At 67.0% G+C, this 14,211-nt stretch carries 16 protein-coding genes; all 16 read left to right on the forward strand.

The window, feature by feature from the left end:
- Nucleotides 1–84: 84 nt before the first annotated feature.
- The 16 genes from rpsL (at nt 85) to rpsQ (ending at nt 14,071) form a co-directional block, all read left to right on the forward strand.
- Nucleotides 85–459, forward strand: coding sequence for a 30S ribosomal protein S12 (gene rpsL / locus Q0747_RS11735; RefSeq protein WP_136454006.1), 375 nt, complete (start codon nt 85–87; stop codon nt 457–459).
- Nucleotide 460: 1 nt separating this feature from the next.
- Entirely contained in the window at nt 461–931 is a 471-nt protein-coding gene (rpsG, locus tag Q0747_RS11740) for a 30S ribosomal protein S7 (RefSeq protein WP_087076905.1), read from the forward strand.
- Nucleotides 932–1,018: 87 nt separating this feature from the next.
- Nucleotides 1,019–3,133 carry an elongation factor G gene (gene fusA, locus Q0747_RS11745; protein WP_298254846.1) on the forward strand — a complete coding sequence of 705 codons (2,115 nt, stop codon included), beginning with the start codon at nt 1,019–1,021 and terminating at the stop codon, nt 3,131–3,133.
- A 201-nt stretch (nt 3,134–3,334) separates the two neighbouring features.
- A complete protein-coding gene (gene tuf / locus Q0747_RS11750; protein WP_298254848.1) occupies nt 3,335–4,525 on the forward strand; it encodes an elongation factor Tu in 1,191 nt (396 codons plus the stop codon).
- A gap of 147 nt (nt 4,526–4,672) precedes the next feature.
- Nucleotides 4,673–8,314, forward strand: coding sequence for a hypothetical protein (locus Q0747_RS11755; RefSeq protein ID WP_298254850.1), 3,642 nt, complete (start codon nt 4,673–4,675; stop codon nt 8,312–8,314).
- A gap of 372 nt (nt 8,315–8,686) precedes the next feature.
- Complete coding sequence (rpsJ, locus tag Q0747_RS11760; RefSeq protein WP_026531952.1) at nt 8,687–8,995, forward strand: 30S ribosomal protein S10; 309 nt, start codon at nt 8,687–8,689, stop codon at nt 8,993–8,995.
- Nucleotides 8,996–9,011: 16 nt separating this feature from the next.
- Nucleotides 9,012–9,668: a 50S ribosomal protein L3 gene (gene rplC / locus Q0747_RS11765; RefSeq protein ID WP_298254854.1), complete on the forward strand. Its 657-nt coding sequence runs from the start codon at nt 9,012–9,014 to the stop codon at nt 9,666–9,668.
- A gap of 4 nt (nt 9,669–9,672) precedes the next feature.
- The gene (rplD, locus tag Q0747_RS11770) at nt 9,673–10,293 is read left to right on the forward strand and encodes a 50S ribosomal protein L4 (protein WP_298254856.1); all 621 of its coding nucleotides are present in this window, start codon (nt 9,673–9,675) and stop codon (nt 10,291–10,293) included.
- On the forward strand, nt 10,290–10,595 hold the full coding sequence (gene rplW / locus Q0747_RS11775) for a 50S ribosomal protein L23 (protein ID WP_298254858.1): 306 nt from the start codon (nt 10,290–10,292) through the stop codon (nt 10,593–10,595). Before rplD ends, rplW begins: the two co-directional genes overlap by 4 nt.
- A gap of 31 nt (nt 10,596–10,626) precedes the next feature.
- Complete coding sequence (gene rplB, locus Q0747_RS11780; protein WP_148599328.1) at nt 10,627–11,466, forward strand: 50S ribosomal protein L2; 840 nt, start codon at nt 10,627–10,629, stop codon at nt 11,464–11,466.
- Nucleotides 11,467–11,478: 12 nt separating this feature from the next.
- Entirely contained in the window at nt 11,479–11,760 is a 282-nt protein-coding gene (rpsS, locus tag Q0747_RS11785) for a 30S ribosomal protein S19 (protein ID WP_136453998.1), read from the forward strand.
- 36 nt (nt 11,761–11,796) lie between these two features.
- Nucleotides 11,797–12,162 carry a 50S ribosomal protein L22 gene (rplV, locus tag Q0747_RS11790; protein WP_087030095.1) on the forward strand — a complete coding sequence of 122 codons (366 nt, stop codon included), beginning with the start codon at nt 11,797–11,799 and terminating at the stop codon, nt 12,160–12,162.
- On the forward strand, nt 12,163–12,999 hold the full coding sequence (gene rpsC / locus Q0747_RS11795) for a 30S ribosomal protein S3 (RefSeq protein ID WP_298254864.1): 837 nt from the start codon (nt 12,163–12,165) through the stop codon (nt 12,997–12,999).
- A complete protein-coding gene (rplP, locus tag Q0747_RS11800) occupies nt 13,000–13,416 on the forward strand; it encodes a 50S ribosomal protein L16 (RefSeq protein ID WP_298254866.1) in 417 nt (138 codons plus the stop codon). It begins immediately after the preceding gene.
- Between the two features lie 2 nt (nt 13,417–13,418).
- Complete coding sequence (gene rpmC, locus Q0747_RS11805; RefSeq protein WP_298254868.1) at nt 13,419–13,763, forward strand: 50S ribosomal protein L29; 345 nt, start codon at nt 13,419–13,421, stop codon at nt 13,761–13,763.
- Nucleotides 13,760–14,071 (forward strand): 30S ribosomal protein S17, encoded by a 312-nt coding sequence (gene rpsQ, locus Q0747_RS11810; RefSeq protein WP_298254870.1) that lies wholly within the window; start codon nt 13,760–13,762, stop codon nt 14,069–14,071. The genes rpmC and rpsQ overlap by 4 nt, the downstream gene beginning before the upstream one ends.
- The last annotated feature ends 140 nt before the right edge of the window (nt 14,072–14,211 follow it).

Below are 14,211 nucleotides of genomic sequence, written 5' to 3' on the forward strand. Positions count from 1 at the left end.
CTACCGACCGAAGCGAACGGCTCCGGCCTGTGGGCCTGGCGCAAACGACGGCCACCATCTCTAGACATTACGGAGAAATCAGAAGTGCCAACTATTCAACAGCTGGTCCGTAAGGGCCGGACACCCAAGGTCGTCAAGACCAAGGCCCCCGCCCTGAAGGGCAGCCCCATGAAGCGCGGCGTCTGCACCCGCGTCTACACGACCACCCCGAAGAAGCCGAACTCGGCCCTCCGCAAGGTGGCCCGCGTGCGGCTCAACGGCGGCGTCGAGGTCACGGCCTACATCCCCGGAGTGGGCCACAACCTGCAGGAGCACTCCATCGTGCTCGTCCGTGGTGGTCGCGTGAAGGACCTGCCCGGCGTCCGCTACAAGATCGTCCGCGGCGCGCTGGACACGCAGGGTGTGAAGAACCGCAAGCAGGCTCGCAGCCGCTACGGAGCGAAGATGGAGAAGAAGTAATATGCCTCGCAAGGGTCCGGCCCCCAAGCGGCCGCTCGTCCTGGATCCCGTCTACGGTTCACCCCTGGTCACGCAGCTGATCAACAAGGTGCTCGTGGACGGCAAGAAGTCGACCGCGGAGCGGATCGTCTACGGCGCACTCGAGGGTGCCCGTGCCAAGTCCGGCGGAGATCCGGTCGCCGCGCTGAAGAAGGCCATGGACAACGTCAAGCCGACCCTCGAGGTCCGTTCGCGGCGCGTCGGTGGCGCCACCTACCAGGTGCCCGTCGAGGTGAAGCCGGGACGGTCCACCGCCCTGGCGCTGCGCTGGCTCGTCGGCTACTCCAAGGCCCGTCGCGAGAAGACCATGACGGAGCGCCTGCAGAACGAGATCCTCGACGCGTCCAACGGCCTCGGTGCCGCAGTGAAGCGCCGCGAGGACACGCACAAGATGGCCGAGTCGAACAAGGCCTTCGCACACTACCGCTGGTAACACCGCTGTCGGCCGGACCATCACCCCGATCGGGGCGGTCCGGCCGGGCGACCGGCAGAACTCCATCTTCGTAAAAAGGGAGACACCGTGGCACAGGACGTGCTTACCGACCTCAACAAGGTCCGCAACATCGGCATCATGGCCCACATCGATGCCGGCAAGACGACAACGACCGAGCGCATCCTGTTCTACACGGGTGTCAACCACAAGATCGGCGAGACGCACGACGGCGCCTCGACCACCGATTGGATGGAGCAGGAGAAGGAACGCGGCATCACGATCACGTCTGCCGCCGTGACCTGCTTCTGGGAGAACAACCAGATCAACATCATCGACACCCCCGGCCACGTGGACTTCACGGTCGAGGTTGAGCGCTCACTGCGCGTCCTCGACGGCGCCGTCGCCGTCTTCGACGGCAAGGAGGGTGTCGAGCCGCAGTCCGAGACCGTCTGGCGCCAGGCCGACAAGTACGAGGTGCCCCGCATCTGCTTCGTCAACAAGATGGACAAGCTGGGCGCGGACTTCTACTACACGGTGGACACCATCGTCAGCCGCCTCGGCGCGAAGCCGCTCGTGCTGCAGCTCCCCATCGGGGCCGAGAACGACTTCATCGGCGTCGTGGACCTGCTCTACATGCGCGCGCTGGTCTGGCCCGGCGATTCCAAGGGCGACGTGACCATGGGCGCCAAGTACGAGATCCAGGAGATCCCCGACGATCTCAAGGAGAAGGCCGAGCAGTACCGTGCCACCCTCGTGGAGACCGTCGCGGAAGCGTCCGACGAGCTCATGGACAAGTACCTCGAGGGCGAGGAGATCTCCATCGAGGAGCTGAAGGCCGGCATCCGCAAGATGACGGTCAACTCCGAGCTCTACCCGGTTCTCTGCGGCTCCGCCTTTAAGAACCGCGGGGTCCAGCCGATGCTCGACGCCGTCATCGACTACCTCCCCTCGCCCCTGAACGTGCCGCCGATGGTCGGGCACGACCCGCGGAACGAGGAGATCGAGCTCACGCGCGCTCCGTCGACGGAGGAGCCGTTCTCGGCCCTCGCGTTCAAGGTCGCCACGCACCCGTTCTTCGGGCAGCTGACGTTCATCCGCGTCTACTCCGGGCACATCACCTCCGGGACGCAGCTGGTCAACTCGACCAAGAACAAGAAGGAGCGCATCGGGAAGCTCTTCCAGATGCACGCCAACAAGGAGATCCCCGTCGACGACGCCTCGGCAGGGCACATCTACGCGGCGATCGGCCTGAAGGACACCACCACGGGAGACACGCTCTCGGATGCGGGCAACCAGATCGTGCTCGAGTCCATGAGCTTCCCCGAGCCGGTGATCTCGGTGGCCATCGAGCCGAAGACCAAGGGCGACCAGGAGAAGCTGTCCACGGCCATCCAGAAGCTCTCGGCCGAGGACCCCACGTTCCAGGTGTCCCTCAACGAGGACACCGGCCAGACGATCATCGCGGGCATGGGCGAGCTGCACCTGGACATCCTGGTGGACCGCATGCGGCGCGAGTTCCGCGTCGAGGCGAACGTGGGCAAGCCCCAGGTCGCCTACCGCGAGACCATCAAGTCCACGGTGGCCAAGCACGACTACACCCACAAGAAGCAGACGGGTGGCTCCGGCCAGTTCGCCAAGATCCAGATCGCCATCGAACCGATGGAGGTCGAGGAGGGCGTGCTCTACTCGTTCGAGAACAAGGTCACCGGTGGCCGCGTTCCCCGCGAGTACATCCCGAGCGTGGATGCCGGCATCCAGGACGCGCTGAACGACGGCGTGCTGGCAGGGTATCCGGTGGTGGGCATCAAGGCGACGCTCCTCGACGGTGCGTACCACGATGTCGACTCCTCGGAGATGGCGTTCAAGATCGCCGGACGCATGGCCTTCAAGGAAGCCGCGCGGATGGCGAAGCCCGTGCTGCTCGAGCCGCTGATGGAGGTCGAGGTCCGCACCCCCGAGGAGTACATGGGTGAGGTCATCGGCGACATCAACTCGCGACGTGGCCAGATGCAGTCCATGGAGGACGCGAGCGGTGTGAAGGTCATCACCGCCCATGTGCCCCTCTCCGGCATGTTCGGCTACATCGGGGACCTGCGGTCGAAGACCCAGGGCCGCGCCGTCTACTCCATGAAGTTCGACAGCTACTCGGAGGTCCCGCGGGCAGTCGCCGACGAGATCATCCAGAAGACGCGCGGCGAGTAGTAGCCAGCCCGGAGACGGGAAGCGGGAGGTCGGTGCCGGGTCTGCCCGAGGGCATGCAGGCCCTGACCCCCCACCCGGTCCGACCGGACCGGCAGTGCAGTTCAGTTTCATCAAAATCAAAAGCCCCCAGTAGACTTGCAACAGTTTCGGTCGCGAAAAGCGCGGCTGGGAAGCAAATCTGAAACGTTCTAGGAGGAACCCGTGGCGAAGGCAAAGTTCGAGCGGACTAAGCCGCACGTTAACATCGGTACCATCGGTCACGTAGACCATGGGAAGACCACGTTGACGGCTGCCATTTCCAAGGTGCTGTACGACAAGTACCCCACTCTCAACGAGAAGCGTGATTTCGCGTCGATCGACTCGGCCCCCGAGGAGAAGCAGCGCGGCATCACCATCAACATCTCGCACGTCGAGTACCAGACCGAGAAGCGTCACTACGCCCACGTGGACGCCCCCGGTCACGCCGACTACATCAAGAACATGATCACCGGTGCCGCGCAGATGGACGGGGCCATCCTGGTCGTCGCCGCGACGGACGGACCCATGGCCCAGACCCGCGAGCACGTGCTGCTCGCCCGTCAGGTCGGCGTCCCCTACCTGCTGGTCGCACTGAACAAGTCCGACATGGTCGACGACGAGGAGCTCCTGGACCTGGTCGAGATGGAGGTCCGTGAGCTGCTCAGCTCGCAGGGCTTCGAGGGTGACGATGCCCCCGTGGTACGCGTCTCCGGTCTGAAGGCCCTGGAGGGCGACGCCGAGTGGGTCAAGTCGGTCGAGGACCTGATGGAAGCCGTCGACGAGAGCGTTCCCGATCCGGTGCGTGACAGGGACAAGCCCTTCCTGATGCCGGTCGAGGACGTCTTCACGATCACCGGTCGTGGAACCGTCGTCACGGGCCGCGCCGAGCGTGGAACCCTCGCCATCAACTCCGAGGTCGAGATCGTCGGTATCCGTCCGGTCCAGAAGACCACGGTCACCGGCATCGAGATGTTCCACAAGCAGCTCGACGAGGCCTGGGCCGGCGAGAACTGTGGCCTGCTCCTGCGCGGTATCAAGCGTGAGGACGTGGAGCGTGGACAGGTCATCGTGAAGCCGGGCTCCATCACCCCGCACACCGACTTCGAGGCCAACGTCTACATCCTGGCGAAGGACGAGGGCGGGCGTCACAACCCGTTCTACTCGAACTACCGGCCCCAGTTCTACTTCCGCACCACGGACGTCACCGGTGTCATCACGCTGCCCGAGGGCACCGAGATGGTCATGCCGGGCGACAACACCGAGATGACGGTCGAGCTGATCCAGCCGATCGCCATGGAAGACGGTCTCGGCTTCGCGATCCGCGAAGGCGGCCGCACCGTCGGTTCGGGACGTGTCACGAAGATCCTGAAGTAGCACCAGCACCACCCGACACCGGCGCGCGCCGGTGACACCCGGAGGGCCCGTATCGCGACCAGCGGTACGGGCCCTCCGGCGTTCCGCCGGGCCCGCACCCTACACTGGCGGGAGAACTCATCGGGGAGTTCCGCTCCGGGGGTTTCGATGGCAGAGGTTCTGATAGTGGTCCTGGGGTTCCTGGGGCTGGTCTTCGGGGCCGGCTGGTTCCTGGGCTTCCGGAGCGCGCGCCGGAGGCAGGGCCGAGCCGCCGAGGGTGTCGTGCGGTCCCCGACGGCCTACGACGAAGCCTTCGACGCAGGTTTCCGCGCCGGACGTGATGCCGATCCGCGAATCCCGCAGACCGCTCCGGCGCCGCATGCCCAGGATCCCGCCGCCGGTCGAGCCACCCTGCAGCGGGTCGTCGTGTCGCCCGATCGCACGTCGGAGCCGCTCCCGGTGCTGCAGCCGGCGCGATCGCCCGAGGAGCTGGCGGCTGAGAAGGCGGCACGGGACGTGCGCACCGTCAACATCGCCCTCTACTCGGCCAGCCTGCTGCTCGTGGCTGCCGGAGGCCTCTTCATCGGGGCCGGGCTGCCTGGTCCGGCGCGAGCGGTCACCATCAGCGTGGTCGTGATGCTGTTCTACGTCGGCGGTCTCGTGCTGCACACGCACCTTCCACGGCTCCGCCCGGCCGCCGTCGCGTTCGCCGGCACCGGACTCGCGCTCCTCCCCGTAGGGGGTCTGCTCTTCGGGGCACTGACGGGGGAGGGGGCCCTCGCGTGGTTCGTCAGCGCGGTGCTCGGCAGCGGTGCCTATGTGGTCGCAGCCGTCCGCCTGCAGAGTCGCGTGGTGGCCTACCTGAGTCTTCCGTTCTTCCTCTCGATCGCGCTGTCGTCCGCCGCCCTCCTCGGCGCAGCCCTGATCTGGTACTTCACCTCCTCGATCGCCGTGGCAGCCGTCCTGGCGGTGGTCTCGGCGGTGTTCCCGCACCGGCTGCCCGCCGTCATGACGCGGGCCGTCCTCGATGCGCATCGGTTCCTGGCGCCGCTGGCCCTCGTCATGTCCCTCGTGCTGGGCGGGATCCTCGCCGACAGGGATCGTGCGCTGTTGTGGGTGGTGGGGGCCGGCTACTACGGGGCCCTGCTGCTCGTGCTGCCCGTCCGCCGGGTCGAAAATCTCTACGCCCTGCGCCTGGTGTCCGCGGTGGCGGCGTTCCTCGTCACGATCGCGCTGGGTGCCGGGGCGGCCTGGGCAGTGCTGGTGCTCGGCCTCGTCCTCGGCCTCCAGGTGACCGGGCTGCTCGTTCTCCCCCTTCCCCTGCAGCGGATGCTGCGTACCGCGCTTCCGGCGGGCGCGGAGCGGCCGGGGGAGGACCGGCGCCCACGGGTCCCGGAGTGGTACCGGCTGGATGTGCTCATCACCTTCGGCCTCATGACCCTCGCTGCGACGGTCGTGACACTGGCACCCCTGGTGCCGTCGGGCAGCACCGGTGGCGCTCGACCCGATGCGCTCCTTCCCGCCCTGCTCGTGCTCCTCGTCGGGGCCTTCGTGGCGACCGGCCTCCGTGGGGGAGCCGAACTGCTCGTCCTCCCCGGTGTCGTCCTGGCCGTCCTGGGTCCCTGGTCCGACCCCTGGCGGGCGGAGGTCGTGATCATCCTGTCCCTCGGCTACTTCGTTGCCCGTGCCGGCCGAACCTCGCGGGATACCCGCGAGCGGTTCCTCCTCGCTGCCCGCTCGGCCATGGTGGTCCTGCTCCCGCTCATCGTCCTCGTCCACGCCCGGACCCCTGGTTCGTCGGGCGGCAGGCTGTGGGACCTGGCGGCTCTGGCCCTCGTCCTGGGCGCCGTGGCGAACCAGCTCGTCGAGGCCGTCCGCGTGCGGCGAGGATCCACCAGCCCCTACGGCACCCGGGTGATCTGTGTCGCGAGCGGAGTCTCACTACCGGCGAGCATCCTCCTGGCGGGCAGTGCCGGTGGCGGGGCGATCACGGCCACCGCCGTGGGGAGCTGCGTCCTCGTCGGCTGCGCAACAACCCTGCTGCTGCCGCTCGCCGACGAGGAGGGGCCGGGCAGCAGGTGGGCCGGCCGGCTCCGGTCCGACCCGGGCACCGCGACACAGGGAGGCGGGAGGATCGCCCGGTCGGTGCGGCAGTCCCGGGCCGGCGAGGCGATCGGACCGCTCTCGTTCCTGGCCGCAGCCCTCGCGTTCCTCGCCGCGACAGCCTCCCTCCGCTCCTACGAGCTGCTGCTCGGCGCGATCGTCCTCTACTCCGGGCTCATGGCCGGTCGCTCCATCACTCGTGGTCGCAGGGGTGCCTACCTGCTCGCGGCCCAGGCAGCCCTCACTTCGCTGACCGCCGTCGTCTCCGCGGATCTCGAGCTGTCGGTGCACGGCGTGCTGACCGCCACCGCCGTCTCCGTCGCCGCGCAGGAGGTGGTGCGCAGTCTGCTGCGACGCCGCCTCCGGGCGATCGGCCTGCAGTCGTGGTCGGCGTGGTCGGGCCTTGCCCTCCTCGCAGCCCTCCCCCTGCTCTACGGGGCGCTGGCGGGATCCGACGTGCGGCTCGGCGTCGTGGTCCTCCAGCTGGCACTCCTGCTGGTCGTCTCGGCGATCGTGTTCGTCCTGCAGCGGGAGGAGCTCGCCGCGTATCCGGCCCTGTACGCGGCTGCCGCCCTCGTAGCGGCCCTGACCGGAGTCCTCCGGACCGCCCCGGACGGATGGCTGCCGCGGGCACCTCTCGACCCGTGGGCGGGAGCCCTGGTGGCAGCGGGATTGGTGCTGGTGCTCGCGCTGTTGCGACTTCGCCTCGACGATCGACGGATCGTCCGGCCCGGCTGGGCCGGCATCGGGGTCCTCGGGGCGGAGGCCGCCGCCTTCGCCTTCGAGGACGGCACCGGGTGGGACAGGGTCGTCGTCGCGGCCGTTCTCGCGGGCGTCGGCTTCGCCGTCTCACGGTGGGACGGCCTGCCCTGGGTCGATGCCGGTGCCGCCGTCGCGGTCGTGGTCCTCTCCACCACCATCGTCCAGCAGTTGGTCCCCGATGTCACAGGCACACCGGGCATCAGCACCCAGCAGATCCTGCTCGGCGCCGTGCTGGCCGGGGGACTCCTCCAGCTCGCCCGCAGCGTCCTCCCGCCGGCCGGGCACGAGCCACTCCGGCATCTGATCCTGACCGCTGTCGCGCTCGGATGGGGCGGGGTGGCAGCCGCCGCGGCGATGGTCCCCGACGATCAGGCCGTCCTCGGCTCGGTGGTCCTCGCCGCGGTGGCGGTCCTCACGGTACGCGAGCTCCCCACCACGATGCGGGGTCCCGCACGTGAAGGGGCGTTCCTGGTGCTGGCGGCGAGTGCGCAGCGTGTCACCTGGCTGCTGCTCGACGGCCCGGGCTTCTACTGGGCGGCCCAGTGGTGGGTCGTGGCCCTCTCGCTCCTGTCCCTCCACTCCTTCACGCGGGGCCACGGCGGACGTGGACCGCTGTGGCTCTCTGCGGCGGCAGTCGTCCTGTCCGGGACGGGGCTGCTGACGCTTCCGGGCGGTACCCCTGGCACCCAGATCTGGGCGTTGTTCGGGCACGTGGCTCTGCTCGCGGCCGGCGTCGCCCTCTCGAGGAGGCTGTTCAGCGTGTGGGGTGCCGTCGGCATCGCTCTGGCCCTGCTGTGGTTCCTGCGGGACTACACCTTCGTGCTGCTCACGCTCGCGGCGGTCGCCCTGATCGCCTTCGCGGTCTGGAAGCTCAACCGGCAGACACGGGGAGCAACGCGTGCGGCACCCGGTGCCTCCGCGGTGACCCACACCGAGGACGCGTAGGCCCACCGCGGGGTGGCCGGGTGCGCGGTTCGCAATCATTGCGTGGATCTGCCACACTAGACAAGTTGTTCACGTGCCGGTTCGCGGTATGAGACGTCGTCCCGGTCAGGATAATGCCTGACGCAGGGGCCGGGTCCGCCGCGACGGCCCAGAATGATCGATCCTATCGACCGGCCGTAGCCAACCGGCTGTGACCGTCCGCCGAGGACGACACGCCCGAGCGCGGGGGTCGGACCCGAGCAGGGTGAGGAACCCGGATCCGTCCGGATTCAGTCTGCGCGGGGAGCGCCGAGCACCAGGCGCGATTGATGCACGTACGTTCCGGAACTGCCCCGGCAGTTACCCACAGGTAAGAGAGAGAGTCGAGACGCCATGGCGGGACAGAAGATCCGCATCCGGCTGAAGTCGTATGACCACGAGGTCATCGACGTATCAGCGCGGAAGATCGTTGAGACGGTGACGCGCGCAGGCGCCACGGTGGTGGGCCCCGTGCCCCTGCCCACGGAGAAGAACGTCTTCGTCGTCATCCGGTCTCCGCACAAGTACAAGGACAGTCGTGAGCACTTCGAGATGCGTACTCACAAGCGGCTGATCGACATCATTGACCCCACGCCCAAGGCCGTCGATTCGCTGATGCGTCTCGATCTGCCCGCGGACGTGAACATCGAAATCAAGCTGTAAGGGAGAGCGGATACTCATGTCTACTTCACTTACGCGCCAGGTCAAGGGTCTGCTCGGCATCAAGCTCGGCATGACCCAGGTCTGGGACGAGAACAACATCCTCATTCCGGTCAGCGTCATCCAGGCCGACTCGAATGTCATCACGCAGCTGCTCAGCGAGGACAAGGACGGCTACACGGCGGTGCAGATCGGCTTCGGCCAGATCGACCCGCGCAAGGTCACCAAGCCCCTCGCCGGCCACTTCGAGAAGGCGGGCGTCACGCCGCGCCGTCACGTGGTGGAGCTGCGCACCTCCGATGCCGACACCTACTCGCTCGGTCAGGAGCTCTCCGTGGAGATGTTCGACGCCGGCCAGACGGTCGACGTCATCGGCACCACCAAGGGCAAGGGCTTCGCCGGCGTCATGAAGCGTCACGGCTTCCACGGAGTCGGTGCCTCCCACGGTGCCCACAAGAACCATCGCAAGCCCGGTTCCATCGGTGGTGCATCCACCCCCGGCCGCGTCTTCCGTGGGATGAAGATGGCAGGCCGCATGGGTGCCGTTCGTCAGACCACGCTGAACCTCCGGGTCCACGCCGTGGACGTCGAGAAGTCGCTGCTGCTCATCAAGGGCGCCGTCCCCGGTGCCCGTGGACAGGTCGTCCTCGTGCGCACCGCCGTGAAGGGAGCATAGCCAGATGGCTGTCACAGTTCAGGTAGATCTCCCCGCGGAGATCTTCGACGCCCAGACCAATGTGGCACTGCTGCACCAGGTCGTCGTCGCCCAGCTCGCTGCGGCCCGCCAGGGCACGCACAAGACCAAGACCCGCGCCGAGGTCAGTGGCGCAGGCCGCAAGCCGTTCAAGCAGAAGGGCACCGGCCGGGCCCGTCAGGGTTCCATCCGCGCACCCCACATGACCGGCGGTGGCGTGGTCCACGGACCGACGCCGCGCGACTACAGCCAGCGGACCCCAAAGAAGATGAAGGCCGCAGCACTGCGCGGCGCTCTCTCCGACCGGGCACGCAACAACCGCATCCACGTGCTGGACTCGCTGGTCGAGGGCGGCAAGCCGTCGACCAAGGGTGCGATCGAGACCCTGCGTGCGGTGTCCGAGCGGCCCAGGCTGCTCGTCGTCATCGAGCGGGACAACGACGTCGCAGCACTGTCCGTGCGCAACGTCCCGGAGGTCCACGTGCTGTACGTGGACCAGCTCAACACCTACGACGTGCTCGTCTCCGACGACGTGATCTTCTCGAAGGCCGCGTTCGACCAGTTCGTCGGTTCGGCCGATGTCATCTCCGAGGAGGACGCAAAGTGAGCGGCAGTATCGCAAAGGATCCACGCGACATCGTGATCGCGCCCGTCGTCTCGGAGAAGAGCTACGGGCTGATCGACGAGGGCAAGTACACCTTCCTGGTCGACCCGAGGTCGAACAAGGAAGAGATCAAGCTGGCGGTCGAGAAGATCTTCTCCGTGAAGGTGGACTCGATCAACACCATCAACCGGATCGGGAAGCGCAAGCGGACCAAGTTCGGCTGGGGCCAGCGCAAGGGCACCAAGCGTGCCATCGTGTCCCTCAAAGAGGGCTCGATCGACATCTTCGGCGGTCCGCTCTCCTAGAGCGGAGACCACTTTAACGAGGAATTGAGTTATGGGAATCCGTAAATACAAGCCGACAACCCCGGGCCGTCGCGGCTCGAGCGTTGCCGACTTCGCTGAAATCACACGGTCGACGCCGGAGAAGTCGCTGGTGCGTCCCCTGCCGAAGAACGGCGGGCGCAACAACACCGGTAAGATCACCACCCGCCACAAGGGCGGCGGACACAAGCGTCAGTACCGCCTGATCGACTTCCGTCGCCATGACAAGGACGGGGTGGACGCCCGCGTCGCGGAGATCGAGTACGATCCCAACCGCACCGCGCGCATCGCCCTCCTGCACTACGTGGACGGCACCAAGCGGTACATCATCGCCCCGAACAAGCTCAAGCAGGGCGACTTCGTGGAGGCAGGAGCCGGAGCGGACATCAAGCCCGGCAACAACCTGCCGCTGCGCAACGTCCCCGTCGGTACCGTCATCCACGCCGTCGAGCTCCGCCCCGGTGGCGGCGCGAAGATGGCACGCTCGGCCGGAGCATCGGTGCAGCTCGTCGCCAAGGAGGGACGCTTCGCACAGTTGCGTCTGCCCTCCGGCGAGATCCGCAACGTGGACGTCCGCTGCCGCGCCACGATCGGCGAGGTCGGCAACGCCGAGCAGTCGAACATCAACTGGGGCAAGGCCGGACGCAACCGCTGGAAGGGCATCCGCCCCACGGTGCGAGGCGTGGCCATGAACCCGGTGGACCACCCCCACGGTGGTGGCGAGGGCAAGACCTCCGGTGGACGCCACCCGGTCAACCCGAACGGCAAGCCCGAGGGACGCACGCGTCGCCCCAACAAAGAGAGCGACTCACTCATCGTGCGTCGCCGTCGTTCCGGCAAGAACAAGCGATAGGAGCCTGGAGACATGCCACGCAGCCTGAAGAAAGGCCCCTTCGTCGATCAGCACCTGTACGTCAAGGTCGCTCGCGAGAACGAATCGGGCAAGAAGAACGTCATCAAGACGTGGTCCCGCCGCTCCATGATCGTCCCCGACATGCTCGGGCACACGATCGCGGTGCACGACGGGCGCAAGCACATCCCGGTGTTCGTCACAGAGTCGATGGTCGGGCACAAGCTCGGCGAATTCGCCCCCACGCGGACTTTCCGCGGCCATGTTAAGGACGACCGCAAGGGCAAGCGCCGCTAGGCGCTGCTCTTCGGATAAGACGAGAGAAGGAAAGCAATGGAAGCCAAGGCTATTGCGCGACACATCCGCGTAACGCCTATGAAGGCCCGGCGCGTCGTCAACCTTGTTCGTGGTAAGCAGGCGAATGAGGCTCTGGCTATTCTGAAGTTTGCCCCACAGGTTGCTTCGGAGCCGGTTTTCAAGGTGGTCCAGTCGGCAGTCGCCAACGCCCGCGTCCGCGCGGATCGTGACGGCGTCGCCTTCGACGAGGACAACCTCATCATCAGTGAAGCATTCGTTGATGAAGGCCCCACGATGAAGCGGTTCCGGCCGCGAGCCCAGGGCCGCGCGTTCCGCATCAACAAGCGGACCAGCCACATCACGGTTGTCGTCGCTACCCCTGAGAAAGTGGAGGTCCGCTAAGTGGGACAGAAAGTAAACCCGCACGGGTTCCGACTCGGCATCACCACCGACCACAGGTCACACTGGTTCGCCGACAGCAACAAGCCGGGTCAGCGCTACCGCGACTTCGTCCGTGAGGACATCAAGATCCGCCGGCTCATGTCGACCGGCATGGACCGCGCGGGCATCGCGAAGGTCGAGATCGAACGTACCCGCGACCGTGTCCGCGTGGACATCCACACGGCACGCCCCGGTATCGTGATCGGCCGCCGCGGAGCCGAGGCCGACCGCATCCGCGGAGAGCTCGAGAAGCTCACCGGCAAGCAGGTGCAGCTGAACATCCTCGAGGTCAAGAACCCCGAGATCGAGGCACAGCTGGTGGCCCAGGGCATCGCCGAGCAGCTCTCCTCACGCGTGGCGTTCCGTCGTGCGATGAAGAAGGCCATGCAGTCCGCGCAGCGTGCCGGCGCCAAGGGCATCCGCGTCCAGTGCTCCGGCCGTCTGGGCGGAGCCGAGATGAGCCGCTCGGAGTTCTACCGTGAGGGACGTGTGCCCCTGCACACCCTGCGGGCGAACATCGACTACGGGTTCTTCGAGGCCAAGACCACCTTCGGCCGCATCGGGGTGAAGGTCTGGATCTACAAGGGCGACGTCACGGCGAAGGAGCTCGCGGCGCAGGCAGCCGCAGCCCCCTCGCGTGGTCGCAGTGGAGACCGTCCGGGCCGCGGCCCGGCCGGCGCGGACCGTGGAGGCGACCGTCGTCGTCGGGCACCGGAACGCTCCGAGGGACAGGGTGCCCAGGCGCCCGCCGAGACCGCCGCAGCTTCCACAGCTGCGACTGAAGGAGGACAGGCCTAGATGCTGATCCCACGTCGAGTCAGATTCCGCAAGCAGCACCACCCGGGTCGCTCCGGCGCTGCCTCGGGCGGCACCGAGGTCAGCTTCGGTGAGTGGGGTATCCAGGCTCTGAGCCCGGCATACGTCACGAACCGGCAGATCGAGTCCGCCCGTATCGCCATGACCCGCCACATCAAGCGTGGCGGCAAGGTCTGGATCAACATCTATCCGGACCGTCCGTTGACCAAGAAGCCCGCCGAGACCCGCATGGGTTCCGGCAAGGGCTCGCCCGAGTGGTGGGTGGCCAACGTCAAGCCGGGACGTGTTCTGTTCGAACTGTCCGGTGTTTCCGAAGAGGTAGCGCGCGAAGCGATGCGTCTGGCTATCCACAAGCTGCCGTTGAAGGCACGTATCGTGCGTCGTGAGGGTGGTGAATAGTTATGGCTCTGGGTGCAAAGGAACTGGCAACAGACCAGCTGGACGGCTTCGACAAGGACCGTCTGGTGGAAGAACTGCGCAAGGCCAAGGAGGAGCTGTTCAATCTCCGCTTCCAGTCGGCCACCGGCCAGCTCGAGAGCCACGGTCGGCTCAAGTCGGTCAAGCGTGACATCGCGCGCATCTACACGGTGCTCCGCGAACGCGAGCTCGGCATCCGGCCCGAGGTCGTCGCTCCCGTCGAGGAAGCGAAGCCCGTGAAGGCCGAGAAGACCAGGAAATCCAAGAAGGCCGCCACGACGGACGAGCCCGTCGTCGGCACCGAGGCTTCTGAGGAGGACGCCAAATGAGTGAGCAGCAGAGCGAGACCACGGCAGTACCCGAGACGGCCGCGCAGGACGCCGGATCGCGCGGCTACCGCAAGGTCCGTCGCGGGTACGTCGTCTCGGACAAGATGCAGAAGACCATCGTGGTCGAGGTCGAGGACCGCGTGAAGCACGGGCTGTACGGCAAGGTGCTGCGCCGGAGCTCCAAGGTCAAGGCCCACGACGAGCTCGACGCCGCCGGCGTCGGCGACATGGTGCTGATCAGCGAGACCCGCCCGCTCTCCGCGACCAAGCGGTGGCGCCTGGTGGAGATCGTCGAGAAGGCCAAGTAGGCCTCCCGCATCATCCGCGGGAGCGGCCCCGGCCTTCCCGCACCCAGTGCCCCGGACGCGATTTCGCGTCCGGGGCACTGCCGCGATATGATCAGAATCTTGTCTGTCCGGTGGGCTGACGCATGCCCTGAGGGGCTCGG

Origin of the sequence: uncultured Arthrobacter sp. (genome assembly GCF_947493765.1) — a bacterium.
Lineage (GTDB): Bacteria > Actinomycetota > Actinomycetes > Actinomycetales > Micrococcaceae > Arthrobacter_D.

Bases quoted from the DNA above. Each gene is read 5' to 3' on its own strand.
- rplB (WP_148599328.1), top strand. From the start codon at position 10,627: ATGGGAATCCGTAAATACAAGCCGACAACCCCGGGCCGTCGCGGCTCG.
- rpsG (WP_087076905.1), top strand. From the start codon at position 461: ATGCCTCGCAAGGGTCCGGCCCCCAAGCGGCCGCTCGTCCTGGATCCC.
- rpsQ (WP_298254870.1), top strand. From the start codon at position 13,760: ATGAGTGAGCAGCAGAGCGAGACCACGGCAGTACCCGAGACGGCCGCG.
- rpsS (WP_136453998.1), top strand. From the start codon at position 11,479: ATGCCACGCAGCCTGAAGAAAGGCCCCTTCGTCGATCAGCACCTGTAC.
- Q0747_RS11755 (WP_298254850.1), top strand. From the start codon at position 4,673: ATGGCAGAGGTTCTGATAGTGGTCCTGGGGTTCCTGGGGCTGGTCTTC.
- rpmC (WP_298254868.1), top strand. From the start codon at position 13,419: ATGGCTCTGGGTGCAAAGGAACTGGCAACAGACCAGCTGGACGGCTTC.
- rplV (WP_087030095.1), top strand. From the start codon at position 11,797: ATGGAAGCCAAGGCTATTGCGCGACACATCCGCGTAACGCCTATGAAG.
- rpsJ (WP_026531952.1), top strand. From the start codon at position 8,687: ATGGCGGGACAGAAGATCCGCATCCGGCTGAAGTCGTATGACCACGAG.
- rplD (WP_298254856.1), top strand. From the start codon at position 9,673: ATGGCTGTCACAGTTCAGGTAGATCTCCCCGCGGAGATCTTCGACGCC.
- rplC (WP_298254854.1), top strand. From the start codon at position 9,012: ATGTCTACTTCACTTACGCGCCAGGTCAAGGGTCTGCTCGGCATCAAG.
- rplP (WP_298254866.1), top strand. From the start codon at position 13,000: ATGCTGATCCCACGTCGAGTCAGATTCCGCAAGCAGCACCACCCGGGT.